Consider the following 13,522-nt stretch of genomic DNA (forward strand, 5'->3'; position numbering starts at 1 on the left):
CTGCTCATTGAGTAGGCCTGATAAGCAAAGCGTCATCCGGCCTACACGCTGCGCCGTCAGGCATCGCTGCCGGATGGCGGTGTAAACGCCTTATCCGGCCTACACGTTCGGCCCTCCGGCAATATTTCCTGGGAAATGAAGATGAAAACAGACAAGCCATTGATTTCCATTTATATGCCAACCTGGAACCGGCAACAGCTTGCCATTCGGGCGATTAAATCGGTACTGCGCCAGGATTATCCCCACTGGGAGATGATCATTGTTGATGATTGCTCCTCCTCCTATGAGCAGCTACAACAGTTTGTTGAGGGATTAAACGACCCCCGCGTGCGTTACACCCATAATGAGATCAACTCTGGCGCCTGCGCGGTGCGTAATCAGGCCATCGTCCAGGCGCAGGGGCATTACATCACCGGAATTGATGATGATGACGAGTGGACACCAAACCGCCTGAGCGTGTTCCTTGCGCACAAGCATCAGTTGGTGACCCACGCATTTTTATACGCCAACGATTATGTCTGCGAAGGCGAGGTTTATTCTCAGCCGGCGAGCCTGCCGCTGTATCCGAAATCCCCTTACTCGCGTCACTTGTTCTACAAGCGCAACATCATTGGTAATCAGGTCTTTACGTGGGCGTGGCGTTTCAAAGAGTGCCTGTTCGATACCGAACTGAAGGCCGCGCAGGATTACGACATTTTTCTGCGAATGGTGGTGGAGTACGGCGAGCCGTGGAAGGTGGAGGAGGCGACGCAAATCCTGCACATCAATCATGGCGAAATGCAGATCACTTCGTCGCCGAAGAAGTTCTCCGGCTACTTCCATTTTTACCGCAAGCACAAAGACAAATTCGACCGCGCCAGCAAGAAATATCAGCTGTTTACGCTCTACCAGATCCGCAACAAGCGCATGACCTGGCGCACGCTGCTGACGCTGTTCTCACTGCGCAACGGCAAGCGTCTGGCGGATGGACTGCGAGGACGATAAGCATGCTGGAGGATATCCGCGCGAACAGCTGGAGTCTGCGTCCGTGCTGCATGGTGCTGGCCTACCGGGTGGCCCATTTCTGCTCCGTCTGGCGCAAAAAAAACGGGCTGAACAATCTGTGGGCAGCGCCGGTGCTGGTGCTGTATCGGCTGATGACCGAATGCCTGTTCGGTTATGAAATTCAGGCGGCGGCCACCATCGGACGGCGCTTCACCATTCATCACGGTTACGCCGTGGTGATCAACAAAAACGTGGTGGCCGGTGATGATTTCACGGTTCGTCATGGCGTCACTATCGGCAATCGTGGAGCAGACAGCCTGGCCTGTCCGGTGATTGGCAACGGCGTGGAGCTGGGGGCCAACGTTATCCTGCTGGGTGACATTCGCATTGGTAATAACGTGACCATTGGTGCAGGCAGCGTGGTGCTAGACAGCATCCCGGACAATACGCTGGTGGTGGGTGAGAAGGCCCGGGTTAAGGTAATTAAATGAACATTCTGCAATTTAATGTGCGACTGGCGGAAGGCGGTGCGGCTGGAGTGGCATTAGATCTGCATCAGCGTGCGCTGCAAAAAGGGTTGGCTTCGCAATTTATCTACGGCTACGGCAAGGGTGGGAAGAAGAGCGTCAGCCATAGTCACTATTCCCATGTCATCAAACAGACGCCACGTTTAACGTCGGTAGCCAATATCGCCCTGTTTCGTCTGTTCAATCGCGATCTGTTTGGCAATCTGAACAATCTCTACCGTACCGTGACCCGCACACCGGGTCCGCTGGTGCTGCACTTTCACGTTCTGCACAGCTACTGGCTGAATCTGGCTGACGTGGTGGCGTTCTGCGAAAAGGTGAAAAACCACAAGCCGGACGTGACGCTGGTCTGGACGCTGCACGATCACTGGAGTGTGACCGGGCGTTGCGCCTTTACCGACGGCTGCGAGGGGTGGAAATCTGGCTGTCAGAAATGCCCGACGCTGAATAATTACCCGCCGGTGAAGGTTGACCGTGCGCATGCGCTGGTCGACGGAAAACGTCAATTGTTCCGCCAGATGCTGGCGCTGGGCTGTCAGTTTATCTCTCCGAGCCAACACGTTGCCGACGCGTTTAACGGTCTGTACGGCGCGGGGCGTTGTCGCATTATTAATAACGGTATCGATGTGGCGACCGAAGCGATTCTGGCGGAGTTGTCCCCGGTCAATGAGACCCGGGGAAAACCGAAAATTGCGATTGTTGCTCATGACCTGCGCTACGACGGTAAAACCAATCAGCGTCTGGTGCGCGACATGATGGCACTGGGCGATAAGGTTGAGCTGCATACCTTTGGCAAATTCTCGCCGTTTGACGGGGCAAACGTGGTGAATCATGGCTTCGAAACCGACAAGCGCAAGCTGATGAGCGCGCTCAATCAGATGGACGCGCTGGTGTTCAGCTCCCGCGTGGACAATTACCCGCTGATTTTATGCGAGGCGTTGTCGATAGGCGTGCCGGTGGTCGCTACCCACAGCGACGCGGCGCAAGAAGTGCTGCATAAGTCGGGCGGAAAAACGTTTGCGGCTGAAGAGGTGCTACAACTGGTGCAGATGGATAAGGCCGGGATCGCGCAGACCGTTTTTGGCACCTCGCTCAGCGCGTTTCGCGAGCGCAGTCGTGCGGCATACAGTGGTCAACAGATGCTGGAGGAATATGTCTCGTTCTATCAGAATCTGTAGCTATCTGCTGCTGCCGCTGATCTACCTGCTGGTCAACGTCAAAATTGCCCAACTGGGCGAAAGCTTCCCCATCACCATTGTCACTTTTTTACCCGTTTTATTGCTGCTGTTCGTTGAGCGCATCAGCATTAAAAAGCTGATGATTGCGTTAGGGATTGGGGCAGGGCTTACGGCGTTTAACTATCTGTTCGGTCTGTCGCTGGACGCCAGCAAGTACGTCACGTCGACGATGCTGTTTGTCTATATCGTGATCATTATCGGCATGGTCTGGAGCATACGTTTCAAAACCATTTCCCCGCATAACTACCGCAAGATCCTGCGTTTTTTCTATCTGGTGGTGGCGCTGGTGGTGATATTGGCCGCGGCGGAAATGGCGCAAATTATCCTGACCGGCGGCAGCAGCCTGATGGAAGGCATTTCGAAGTATCTAATTTACAGTAATAGCTATGTACTGAATTTTATTAAATTTGGCGGCAAGCGAACGACCGCGCTCTATTTCGAACCGGCATTTTTTGCTCTGGCGTTAATCTCAATTTGGCTCAGTATCAAACAGTTTGGTATCAAAACGCCTAAAACCGATGCTATGATTCTGGCAGGGATAATATTATCAGGATCGTTTTCAGGGGTAATGACATTTATCCTGTTTTACCTGCTGGAATGGGCGTTTCAGTATCTGAATAAGGATGCGATAAAGAAAAAATTACCGCTGGCGATAATCTCATTAACCGTATTTTTGGTAGGGGTGATATTTGCATTCCCTTATATCTCTACGCGTCTGGGAGATTTAGGCACGGAAGGGTCGTCCTCTTATTATCGCATTGTGGGCCCGTTAGTCATGGTCGGTTATTCTTTAACCCATATTGATGGCGTAGTCAGATTTGGCTCACTTTATGAATATGTCGCATCATTCGGAATCTTTAACGGTGCAGATGTCGGGAAAACAATAGACAATGGTTTGTATCTGCTGATTATTTATTTTTCCTGGTTCGCGGTGTTAATGACGCTGTGGTACATGTGGAAAATCTTTAAAATGACGTTAAACGCATTTGGCGATAATCAGAATTTTCGGGTGCAACTTTATCTTTTTACGCCGGTGTCGCTGTTTTTTACCGGTTCAATATTTAGCCCGGAATATGCATTTTTAATTGTTTGTCCGTTTATTTTGCGCAAAGCGCTGAATATTACAAAAGTATGATGAGGTTAATCCTATGCTGCTCAGTGTTATCACCGTCGCGTTTCGCAATCTGGACGGCATCGCCAAAACCCATGCGTCTCTGGCGCATCTGGCGAAGGCGAGTGACATCAGCTTTGAGTGGATCGTGGTGGATGGCGGTTCAAATGATGGTACAGAGGAATTTCTGCAAAACCTCTGTGGTCACTATCACTTACGCTTTGTCAGCGAACCGGATAACGGCATCTATGATGCGATGAACAAGGGCATTGAAATGGCGCGTGGAAAGTTCGCGCTGTTCCTCAACTCCGGCGATATTTTCCATCCGGATGTTACCCACGTTGTCCGTCAGCTCAAGACACAAAAAGATGACGTGATGATTACCGGCGACGCGCTGCTTGATTTTGGCGATGGTCATAAAACGAAACGTAGCGCGAAACCCGGTTGGTATATTTATCACAGCCTGCCGGCAAGTCATCAGGCCATCTTTTTCCCGCTGGCAGGACTGAAAGTCTGGCGCTATGACCTGCAATATAAAGTGTCATCGGATTATGCGTTGGCCGCCAGATTGTATAAAGAAGGCTATGACTTTAAAAAACTGGACGGGCTGGTGTCTGAATTTTCAATGGGCGGCGTGTCAACGACGAATAATCTGGAATTATGCGAAGACGCGAAAAAAGTGCAGCGTCAGATATTACGCGTGCCGGGTTTTTGGGCTGAATTATCGAAACTATTACGTTTACGTACAACGGGTAAAACGAAAGCCTTATATAACAAAGTTTAAAATATAAGGATGCAATATGCAGGATCTGAGTGGTTTCACCGTACCCAAAGGATTTCGGGGCGGTAATGCAATCAAAGTCCAGTTGTGGTGGGCGGTACAGGCGACATTATTTGCCTGGTCGCCACAAGTGTTGTATCGCTGGCGCGCTTTTTTGCTCCGACTGTTTGGCGCAAAAATAGGAAAAAACGTAGTCATTCGACCGTCAGTGAAAATTACCTATCCGTGGAAATTAACCATTGGTGATTATGCCTGGGTGGGGGATGACGTTAATTTATATACGCTTGGCGATATTACAATTGGCGCCCATGCGGTGGTTTCGCAGAAAAGTTATTTGTGTACCGGCAGTCACGATCACGCAAGTGCGCATTTTGATATTAATGCCACCCCGATTGTGATTGGCGAGAAATGCTGGCTGGCAACGGATGTGTTCGTGGCACCAGGCGTCACGATAGGCGATGGCACCGTCGTCGGTGCGCGCAGCAGTGTTTTTAAATCGCTACCGGCAAATACGATTTGCCGTGGCAATCCCGCAGTGGCAACGCGTGAACGCGTTACAACGTTACACCCTAATGGGATCAATTAAGAGGTAATAAAATGTCAAAAGTCGCTCTCATCACCGGTGTAACCGGGCAGGACGGTTCTTACCTGGCAGAACTTCTGCTGGAAAAAGGTTATGAAGTTCACGGTATTAAGCGTCGGGCTTCTTCATTTAACACCGAGCGCGTCGATCACATCTATCAGGATCCGCATGCGGGCAACCCGAAATTCCATCTGCACTACGGTGACCTGACGGATTCCTCTAACCTGACGCGCATCCTGCAAGAAGTGCAGCCGGATGAGGTCTACAACCTGGGGGCCATGAGCCACGTGGCGGTCTCCTTCGAATCACCGGAATACACGGCCGATGTCGATGCGATGGGCACGCTGCGCCTGCTGGAAGCCATCCGCTTCCTCGGCCTTGAGAAGAAAACCCGTTTCTATCAGGCATCGACCTCCGAACTGTACGGCCTGGTGCAGGAAATCCCGCAGAAAGAGACCACGCCGTTCTATCCGCGCTCGCCGTACGCGGTTGCCAAACTTTACGCCTACTGGATAACCGTCAACTACCGTGAATCCTATGGTATCTACGCCTGTAACGGCATTCTGTTTAACCACGAATCGCCGCGTCGTGGCGAAACCTTCGTCACCCGTAAAATCACTCGCGCGATTGCCAACATCGCTCAGGGTCTGGAGTCCTGCCTGTACCTCGGCAACATGGATTCCCTGCGTGACTGGGGCCATGCGAAAGACTACGTCAAAATGCAATGGATGATGCTGCAACAGGAACAGCCGGAAGATTTCGTCATCGCCACCGGCGTGCAGTACTCCGTACGTCAGTTCGTCGAAATGGCGGCGGCTCAACTGGGGATCAAACTGCGCTTTGAAGGTGAAGGCGTGGAAGAGAAAGGGATTGTGGTTTCGGTCACCGGTCATGACGCGCCGGGCGTGAAACCGGGTGACATCATGGTCGCCGTCGATCCGCGCTATTTCCGTCCGGCGGAAGTGGAAACCCTGCTGGGCGACCCAACCAAAGCGCACGAGAAGCTGGGCTGGAAACCGGAAATTACGTTGCAGGAGATGGTTTCCGAAATGGTCGCCAACGATCTGGAAGCGGCGAAGAAACACTCCCTGCTGAAATCTCACGGCTACGAGGTTGCCATCGCGCTGGAGTCCTGAGAATGAGCAAACAACGTATCTTTATTGCCGGTCATCGCGGAATGGTGGGTTCCGCGATTGCCCGCCAGCTTGAACAACGCGGCGATGTGGAGCTAGTTCTGCGCACGCGTGATGAGCTGAACCTGCTGGACAGCCGCGCGGTGCAGGACTTCTTTGCCACTGAGCGGATCGATCAGGTTTATCTGGCGGCGGCGAAGGTAGGCGGCATTGTTGCTAATAACACGTATCCGGCCGATTTCATCTTTGAGAACATGATGATGGAAAGCAACATTATTCACGCCGCGCATCTGCACAACGTGAATAAGCTGCTGTTCCTCGGTTCATCCTGTATCTATCCCAAACTGGCGAAACAGCCGATGGCGGAAAGTGAACTGTTACAGGGCACGCTGGAACCGACCAATGAGCCCTATGCCATTGCCAAGATTGCCGGTATCAAGCTGTGCGAATCTTATAACCGCCAGTACGGGCGCGACTATCGTTCCGTGATGCCGACCAACCTGTACGGCCCGCATGACAATTTCCATCCGAGCAACTCGCATGTGATCCCGGCGCTGCTGCGTCGTTTCCATGAAGCGACCGTGCAGAGTGCGCCGGACGTGGTGGTGTGGGGAAGCGGGACGCCGATGCGTGAGTTCCTGCACGTCGATGATATGGCTGCTGCCAGCATCCACGTGATGGAGCTGGACAGCGAAGTCTGGCAGGAGAACACCCAGCCGATGCTGTCGCACATTAACGTCGGCACGGGTGTGGACTGCACCATTCGCGAACTGGCGCAGACCATCGCGCAGGTAGTGGGCTATAAAGGCCGCGTGGTGTTTGACGCCACGAAGCCGGACGGTACGCCGCGAAAACTGCTGGATGTGACGCGTCTGCATCAACTGGGCTGGTATCACGAGATCTCACTGGAAGCCGGCCTTGCCAGCACGTATCAGTGGTTTCTTGAGAATCAGCATCGGTTCCGGGGGTAAACATGTTTTTACGTCAGGAAGATTTTGCCACCGTCGTGCGTTCCACGCCGCTTATCTCCATCGATTTGATCGTGGAAAACGCGCAGGGGGAATTTCTGCTGGGTAAACGGCTGAACCGACCGGCGCAGGGCTACTGGTTTGTGCCCGGTGGGCGGGTGCAAAAAGATGAGCCACTGAGTGCGGCCTTCGAACGCCTGACCGAAGCCGAACTGGGGCAACGTTTACCGCTGTCCGCCGGGGAATTTTATGGCGTCTGGCAGCATTTCTATGACGATAACTTTTCCGGCGAAGACTTCTCGACGCATTACATCGTGCTCGGTTTCCGTCTGCGGCTGCAGGAGCGCGATTTGCCTCTGCCTGACGCGCAGCACAACGCTTACCGCTGGCTGACGCCTGCGGCGCTGCTGGCGAGCGACAATGTCCATGACAACAGCCGGGCGTATTTTTTGCCGGAATGTCAGGCTAAGGCGCTGGGATTATGAGAATCCTCGTTTATGGCATCAACTACTCACCAGAACTGACCGGCATCGGCAAATACACCGGTGAAATGGTGGAGTGGATGGCGCGTGAAGGCCATGAAGTACGGGTTATTACCGCGCCGCCGTACTACCCACAATGGAAAGTGGGTGCGCGTTACTCTGCCTGGCGCTATCGCCGGGAAGAGGGCGACGCCACCGTCTGGCGCTGCCCGTTGTATGTGCCAAAGCAGCCGTCAACACTGAAACGATTACTGCATCTGGGCAGCTTTGCCCTCAGCAGCTTTTTCCCGCTGATGGCGCAGCGTCGCTGGAAGCCGGATCGCATTATTGGCGTGGTGCCCACACTGTTTTGTACGCCGGGGATGCGTCTGCTGGCAAAACTCTCCGGTGCCCGCACCTTGCTGCACATTCAGGATTACGAAGTCGATGCGATGCTGGGCCTTGGTATGGCGGGTAACGGTAAAGCCGGCAAAGTGGCGCAACTGGCGACCGCTTTCGAACGTAGCGGCCTGCATAACGTCGACAATGTTTCCACCATCTCCCGCTCAATGATGAATAAAGCCCAGGAGAAAGGGGTGGCGGCAGAGAAGGTGATTTTTTTCCCCAACTGGTCAGAAGTCGCCCGTTTTCAAAACGTTAATGATGACGACGTCATTGCCTTCCGCCAACGGCTTGGTCTGCCGGATGACAAAAAAATCATTCTTTACTCCGGCAATATCGGCGAGAAGCAGGGGCTGGAAAACGTGATTATGGCGGCGGAACAACTGCGTGAGCAGCCGCTCATTTTTGCCATCGTCGGTCAGGGGGGCGGTAAAGCGCGCCTGGAAAAAATGGCTCGCGATCGCGGTCTGCACAACGTGCTTTTTTTCCCGTTGCAGCCGTACGAGGCGCTGCCTGCGCTATTGAAGATGGGCGATTGCCATCTGGTCGTGCAAAAACGCGGGGCGGCGGATGCCGTTCTGCCCTCCAAACTGACCAATATTCTGGCGGTGGGCGGCAATGCGGTGATTACCGCAGAACCGGAGACGGAACTCGGCCAGCTTTGCGACAACTTTACAGGCATTGCGGTGTGCGTTGAGCCGGAATCGGTCGATGCGCTGGTGACTGGGATTGCTCAGGCGCTCGCCATGCCAAAAAACAACACGGTGGCACGTGAATATGCCGAACGCACGCTCGATAAAGAGAACGTGTTACGTCAATTTATTACTGATATTCGGGATTAAATTATGGGTCAGACAACACTCTATCCGGTCGTGATGGCCGGTGGCTCCGGTAGCCGCTTATGGCCGCTTTCCCGCGTACTTTATCCCAAGCAGTTCCTGTGCCTGAAAGGCGATCTCACCATGCTGCAAACGACCATTTGTCGTCTGAACGGCGTGGAGTGCGAAAGCCCGGTCGTGATCTGCAACGAGCAGCACCGTTTTATCGTCGCTGAGCAGTTGCGCCAGCTCAACAAACTGACTGAGAACATTATTCTCGAACCGGCAGGCCGCAATACCGCGCCGGCCATTGCCTTAGCGGCGCTGGCGGCAAAACGCCACAGTCCGGACAGCGACCCGCTGATGCTGGTGCTGGCGGCAGATCACGTGATTGCCAATGAAGACGCTTTCCGTGATGCGGTGCGAAACGCAATGCCGTACGCCGAAGCCGGAAAGCTGGTCACATTTGGTATCGTTCCGGATCTGCCGGAAACCGGCTACGGCTATATCCGTCGCGGCAATGTTACGCCCGGTGAGGAAGATGCCGTGGCGTTTGACGTTGCGCAGTTTGTGGAAAAACCGAATCTGGAAACGGCTCAGGCTTATGTTGCCAGCGGCGACTACTACTGGAACAGTGGGATGTTCCTGTTCCGCGCCGGACGCTATCTGGAAGAGCTGAAAAAATACCGTCCCGATATTCTGGACGCCTGCGAAAACGCGATGAGCGCAGCCGATCCGGATCTCGATTTCATCCGCGTGGATGAAGCTGCATTCCTCGCCTGCCCGGAAGAATCCGTCGATTACGCGGTGATGGAACGTACGGCGGATGCGGTGGTGATGCCCATGGACGCGGGCTGGAGCGATGTTGGCTCGTGGTCTTCGCTGTGGGAAATCAGTGCCCATACCGCCGAGGGGAACGTCCACCACGGCGACGTTATCAGCCATAAAACCCAGAACAGTTACGTCTATGCCGAATCGGGTCTGGTGACCACCGTCGGTGTTAAAGATCTGGTGGTGGTGCAGACCAAAGATGCGGTACTGATCGCCGACCGTAATGCGGTACAGGACGTGAAAAAAGTGGTTGAACAAATCAAAGCCGATGGCCGCCACGAGCACCATATTCACCGCGAAGTGTACCGTCCGTGGGGGAAATATGACTCCATCGACGCCGGTGACCGCTATCAGGTCAAACGCATTACCGTGAAACCGGGGGAGGGGCTGTCGGTGCAGATGCACCATCACCGCGCTGAACACTGGGTGGTAGTGGCCGGTACTGCCAAAGTCACCATTGACGGTGATATCAAACTGCTCGGTGAAAACGAGTCTGTCTACATTCCGCTGGGAGCCACCCACTGTCTGGAAAACCCAGGGAAAATTCCGCTCGATCTGATTGAAGTGCGCTCGGGTTCTTACCTCGAAGAGGATGACGTGGTGCGGTTTATGGATCGCTACGGCCGGGTGTAACGCCTTTATTGCGCCCGGTGGCGCTGTGCTTACCGGGCCTACGATTCTGTAGCGTGTAGGCCTGATAAGACGCGAAGCGTCGCCATCAGGCAATGACCGCTGGATGGCGCGTTGCTTATCCGGCCTACGACGCGCGCCGGGCCACTACCCGGCAAAAACAACAAAACACTTTTTTGGCCAACTACGGGTCAGGGCTAACTGTTGCCTGAATAAGGGTAAAAACATGACGAATTTAACCTGTTTCAAAGCCTACGATATTCGCGGCAGGCTCGGCGAAGAACTGAATGAAGAGATTGCGTGGCGGATTGGTCGCGCGTACGGCGAGTTTCTCAAGCCGAAAACCATTGTGCTGGGCGGCGACGTGCGCCTGACCAGCGAGGCGCTGAAGCTGGCGCTGGCGAAAGGGTTGCAGGACGCGGGCGTTGACGTGCTGGACATCGGTCTGGCGGGGACCGAAGAGATCTATTTCGCCACCTTCCACCTCGGCGTGGATGGCGGGATTGAAGTGACCGCCAGCCATAACCCGATGGACTACAACGGGATGAAACTGGTGCGCGAAGGCGCACGCCCCATCAGCGGCGATACCGGTCTGCGCGACGTGCAGCGCCTGGCGGAAGCCAACGACTTTCCGCCGGTGAACGATGCGACGCGCGGAAGCTATAAGCAAATCACGCTGCGTGACGCCTATATCGACCACCTGTTCGGCTACATCAACGTCAAAAACCTCACGCCACTGAAGCTGGTCATTAACTCCGGTAACGGCGCGGCAGGCCCGGTGGTGGATGCCATCGAAGCGCGCTTTAAGGCGCAGGGCGTGCCGGTGGAATTGATCAAAGTGCACAACATTCCTGACGGCAATTTCCCGAACGGTATTCCTAACCCCTTGTTGCCGGAGTGTCGCGCCGACACCCGTAATGCGGTGGTTGAACATGGTGCCGATATGGGCATCGCGTTTGACGGCGATTTCGACCGCTGCTTCCTGTTCGACGAGAAAGGGCAGTTTATCGAGGGCTACTACATTGTCGGCCTGCTGGCGGAAGCGTTCCTCGAAAAACAGCCGGGCGCCAGAATTATCCACGACCCGCGTCTGTCCTGGAACACGGTGGATGTGGTAACGGCGGCGGGTGGCACGCCGGTGATGTCGAAAACCGGCCATGCCTTCATCAAGGAACGGATGCGCCGCGAAGACGCCATCTACGGTGGAGAAATGAGCGCCCACCACTATTTCCGTGATTTTGCCTACTGCGACAGCGGGATGATCCCGTGGCTGCTGGTGGCGGAACTGGTGTGTCTGAAGGGGCAGTCGCTGGGTGAACTGGTACGAGACCGGATGGAGGCGTTCCCGGCGAGTGGTGAAATCAACAGCACGCTGGACGAACCGGCGGCCGCGATTTCGCGGGTGGAACAGCACTTCGCCGGTGAGGCGCTGGCGGTGGACAGAACGGACGGCATCAGCATGTCGTTCGTCGACTGGCGCTTCAACCTGCGCTCCTCCAACACCGAACCGGTGGTGCGCCTGAACGTGGAGTCTCGCGGGGATATCCCGCTGATGGAAGCGCGAACGCGCACTCTGCTTACGTTACTGAATCAGTAAGGTCAGATCTCCCCTTACTCGTTAACGGGTAAGGGGGGCTAATAACAGGAACAACGATGACAAATCTAAAAAAGCGCGAACGGGCCAAAACCAATGCATCGTTAATCTCTATGGTGCAACGCTTTTCAGATATCACCATCATGTTTGGCGGGCTGTGGGTCGTCTGCAAAGTCAGTGGATTGCCTTTCCTGTATATGCACCTGTTGGTGGCGCTGATCACGTTGGTTGTTTTTCAGATGCTGGGCGGCATAACCGATTTCTATCGCTCATGGCGCGGCGTCAAAATTTTCACAGAACTGACACTTCTGCTGCAAAACTGGACGCTTAGCCTCGTCTTTACTGCCGGTCTGGTCGCGTTTAACGCCGATTTCGATAACCGTCTCGCCATCTGGCTGGCGTGGTATCTGCTGACCAGCGTCGGGCTGGTCTTTTGTCGGTCGTTTATCCGCTACGGTGCGGGCTGGCTGCGTCATCGTGGCTATAACACGCGCCGGGTGGCGGTCGCGGGCGATCTGCCTGCCGGACAGTCGCTGCTCGACAGTTTTCGCAATGAACCGTGGCTGGGCTTTGAAGTGGTCGGCGTCTATCACGACCCGAAACCGGGTGGCGTAACGTCCGACTGGGCAGGGAACCTGGAACAGCTGGTTGAAGATGCCAAAGCGTCGCGGATTCATAACGTCTATATCGCCATGTCGATGTGCGACGGCGCGCGGGTGAAAAAACTGGTGCGCGAGCTGGCGGATACCACCTGTTCGGTGATCCTCATTCCGGACGTGTTTACCTTTAACATTCTGCATTCCCGTATCGAAGAGGTGAGCGGCGTGCCGGTGGTGCCACTGTATGACACGCCGCTGTCGGGTATTAACCGTCTGCTTAAGCGTGCGGAAGATATTGTGCTGGCATCGCTGATTCTGTTGCTGATCTCCCCGGTGCTGTGCTGCATTGCGCTGGCAGTGAAGCTGAGTTCGCCGGGGCCGATTATCTTTCGTCAGACCCGCTATGGCATGGACGGTAAACCAATCAAGGTGTGGAAGTTTCGCTCGATGAAGGTGATGGAAAACGACAAGGTCGTTACGCAGGCGACGCAGAACGATCCGCGCGTCACCCGCGTGGGGAACTTCCTGCGTCGTACCTCGCTGGATGAACTGCCGCAGTTTATCAATGTGCTGACCGGCGGGATGTCCATCGTCGGGCCGCGCCCGCATGCGGTGGCGCATAACGAACAGTATCGTCAGCTGATTGAAGGCTACATGCTGCGCCATAAGGTCAAGCCGGGGATCACCGGCTGGGCGCAAATCAACGGCTGGCGCGGTGAGACCGACACGCTGGAGAAAATGGAAAAACGCGTGGAGTACGATCTGGAGTACATCCGCGAGTGGAGCGTGTGGTTCGACATCAAGATCGTTTTTCTGACGGTGTTCAAGGGCTTTGTCAACAAAGCGGCGTACTGAGGAACGG

13 protein-coding genes are annotated in these 13,522 nt (G+C 54.6%); all 13 read left to right on the forward strand.

From position 1 onward, the window contains the following. Positions 1-141: 141 nt before the first annotated feature. The 13 genes from wcaA (at position 142) to wcaJ (ending at position 13,515) form a co-directional block, all read left to right on the forward strand. Positions 142-984, forward strand: a complete 843-nt coding sequence (gene wcaA / locus GBC03_13930) for a colanic acid biosynthesis glycosyltransferase WcaA (protein ID QFS71231.1) — start codon at positions 142-144, stop codon at positions 982-984. A gap of 2 nt (positions 985-986) precedes the next feature. Further along, entirely contained in the window at positions 987-1,475 is a 489-nt protein-coding gene (wcaB, locus tag GBC03_13935) for a colanic acid biosynthesis acetyltransferase WcaB (GenBank protein QFS71232.1), read from the forward strand. After that, positions 1,472-2,689: a colanic acid biosynthesis glycosyltransferase WcaC gene (gene wcaC / locus GBC03_13940; GenBank protein QFS71233.1), complete on the forward strand. Its 1,218-nt coding sequence runs from the start codon at positions 1,472-1,474 to the stop codon at positions 2,687-2,689. The genes wcaB and wcaC overlap by 4 nt, the downstream gene beginning before the upstream one ends. Further along, positions 2,664-3,884 carry a putative colanic acid polymerase WcaD gene (wcaD, locus tag GBC03_13945; protein ID QFS71234.1) on the forward strand — a complete coding sequence of 407 codons (1,221 nt, stop codon included), beginning with the start codon at positions 2,664-2,666 and terminating at the stop codon, positions 3,882-3,884. Before wcaC ends, wcaD begins: the two co-directional genes overlap by 26 nt. A gap of 13 nt (positions 3,885-3,897) precedes the next feature. Next, positions 3,898-4,644 (forward strand): colanic acid biosynthesis glycosyltransferase WcaE, encoded by a 747-nt coding sequence (wcaE, locus tag GBC03_13950; protein QFS71235.1) that lies wholly within the window; start codon positions 3,898-3,900, stop codon positions 4,642-4,644. Positions 4,645-4,660: 16 nt separating this feature from the next. Continuing rightward, entirely contained in the window at positions 4,661-5,227 is a 567-nt protein-coding gene (gene wcaF, locus GBC03_13955) for a colanic acid biosynthesis acetyltransferase WcaF (GenBank protein QFS71236.1), read from the forward strand. 11 nt (positions 5,228-5,238) lie between these two features. Then, complete coding sequence (gene gmd / locus GBC03_13960) at positions 5,239-6,360, forward strand: GDP-mannose 4,6-dehydratase (protein ID QFS71237.1); 1,122 nt, start codon at positions 5,239-5,241, stop codon at positions 6,358-6,360. A gap of 2 nt (positions 6,361-6,362) precedes the next feature. Further along, positions 6,363-7,328 carry a GDP-L-fucose synthase gene (fcl, locus tag GBC03_13965; protein ID QFS71238.1) on the forward strand — a complete coding sequence of 322 codons (966 nt, stop codon included), beginning with the start codon at positions 6,363-6,365 and terminating at the stop codon, positions 7,326-7,328. Between the two features lie 2 nt (positions 7,329-7,330). Beyond that, positions 7,331-7,810, forward strand: a complete 480-nt coding sequence (locus tag GBC03_13970) for a GDP-mannose mannosyl hydrolase (protein QFS71239.1) — start codon at positions 7,331-7,333, stop codon at positions 7,808-7,810. After that, a complete protein-coding gene (gene wcaI, locus GBC03_13975) occupies positions 7,807-9,030 on the forward strand; it encodes a colanic acid biosynthesis fucosyltransferase WcaI (protein ID QFS71240.1) in 1,224 nt (407 codons plus the stop codon). The genes GBC03_13970 and wcaI overlap by 4 nt, the downstream gene beginning before the upstream one ends. Before the next feature lie 3 nt (positions 9,031-9,033). Further along, complete coding sequence (cpsB, locus tag GBC03_13980) at positions 9,034-10,470, forward strand: mannose-1-phosphate guanyltransferase (protein QFS71241.1); 1,437 nt, start codon at positions 9,034-9,036, stop codon at positions 10,468-10,470. Positions 10,471-10,693: 223 nt separating this feature from the next. Continuing rightward, on the forward strand, positions 10,694-12,064 hold the full coding sequence (gene cpsG / locus GBC03_13985; GenBank protein QFS71242.1) for a phosphomannomutase CpsG: 1,371 nt from the start codon (positions 10,694-10,696) through the stop codon (positions 12,062-12,064). A 56-nt stretch (positions 12,065-12,120) separates the two neighbouring features. Beyond that, entirely contained in the window at positions 12,121-13,515 is a 1,395-nt protein-coding gene (gene wcaJ, locus GBC03_13990; GenBank protein QFS71243.1) for an undecaprenyl-phosphate glucose phosphotransferase, read from the forward strand. The last annotated feature ends 7 nt before the right edge of the window (positions 13,516-13,522 follow it).

Source organism: Citrobacter telavivensis (assembly GCA_009363175.1).
Classification (GTDB): Bacteria; Pseudomonadota; Gammaproteobacteria; order Enterobacterales; family Enterobacteriaceae; genus Citrobacter_A; species Citrobacter_A telavivensis.

Excerpts from the sequence above, each read along its gene's own strand:
- wcaI (QFS71240.1), top strand. The coding sequence starts at position 7,807 with ATGAGAATCCTCGTTTATGGCATCAACTACTCACCAGAACTGACCGGC.
- wcaJ (QFS71243.1), top strand. The coding sequence starts at position 12,121 with ATGACAAATCTAAAAAAGCGCGAACGGGCCAAAACCAATGCATCGTTA.
- GBC03_13970 (QFS71239.1), top strand. The coding sequence starts at position 7,331 with ATGTTTTTACGTCAGGAAGATTTTGCCACCGTCGTGCGTTCCACGCCG.
- cpsG (QFS71242.1), top strand. The coding sequence starts at position 10,694 with ATGACGAATTTAACCTGTTTCAAAGCCTACGATATTCGCGGCAGGCTC.
- wcaE (QFS71235.1), top strand. The coding sequence starts at position 3,898 with ATGCTGCTCAGTGTTATCACCGTCGCGTTTCGCAATCTGGACGGCATC.
- wcaF (QFS71236.1), top strand. The coding sequence starts at position 4,661 with ATGCAGGATCTGAGTGGTTTCACCGTACCCAAAGGATTTCGGGGCGGT.
- wcaC (QFS71233.1), top strand. The coding sequence starts at position 1,472 with ATGAACATTCTGCAATTTAATGTGCGACTGGCGGAAGGCGGTGCGGCT.
- cpsB (QFS71241.1), top strand. The coding sequence starts at position 9,034 with ATGGGTCAGACAACACTCTATCCGGTCGTGATGGCCGGTGGCTCCGGT.
- wcaB (QFS71232.1), top strand. The coding sequence starts at position 987 with ATGCTGGAGGATATCCGCGCGAACAGCTGGAGTCTGCGTCCGTGCTGC.
- gmd (QFS71237.1), top strand. The coding sequence starts at position 5,239 with ATGTCAAAAGTCGCTCTCATCACCGGTGTAACCGGGCAGGACGGTTCT.
- wcaD (QFS71234.1), top strand. The coding sequence starts at position 2,664 with ATGTCTCGTTCTATCAGAATCTGTAGCTATCTGCTGCTGCCGCTGATC.
- wcaA (QFS71231.1), top strand. The coding sequence starts at position 142 with ATGAAAACAGACAAGCCATTGATTTCCATTTATATGCCAACCTGGAAC.
- fcl (QFS71238.1), top strand. The coding sequence starts at position 6,363 with ATGAGCAAACAACGTATCTTTATTGCCGGTCATCGCGGAATGGTGGGT.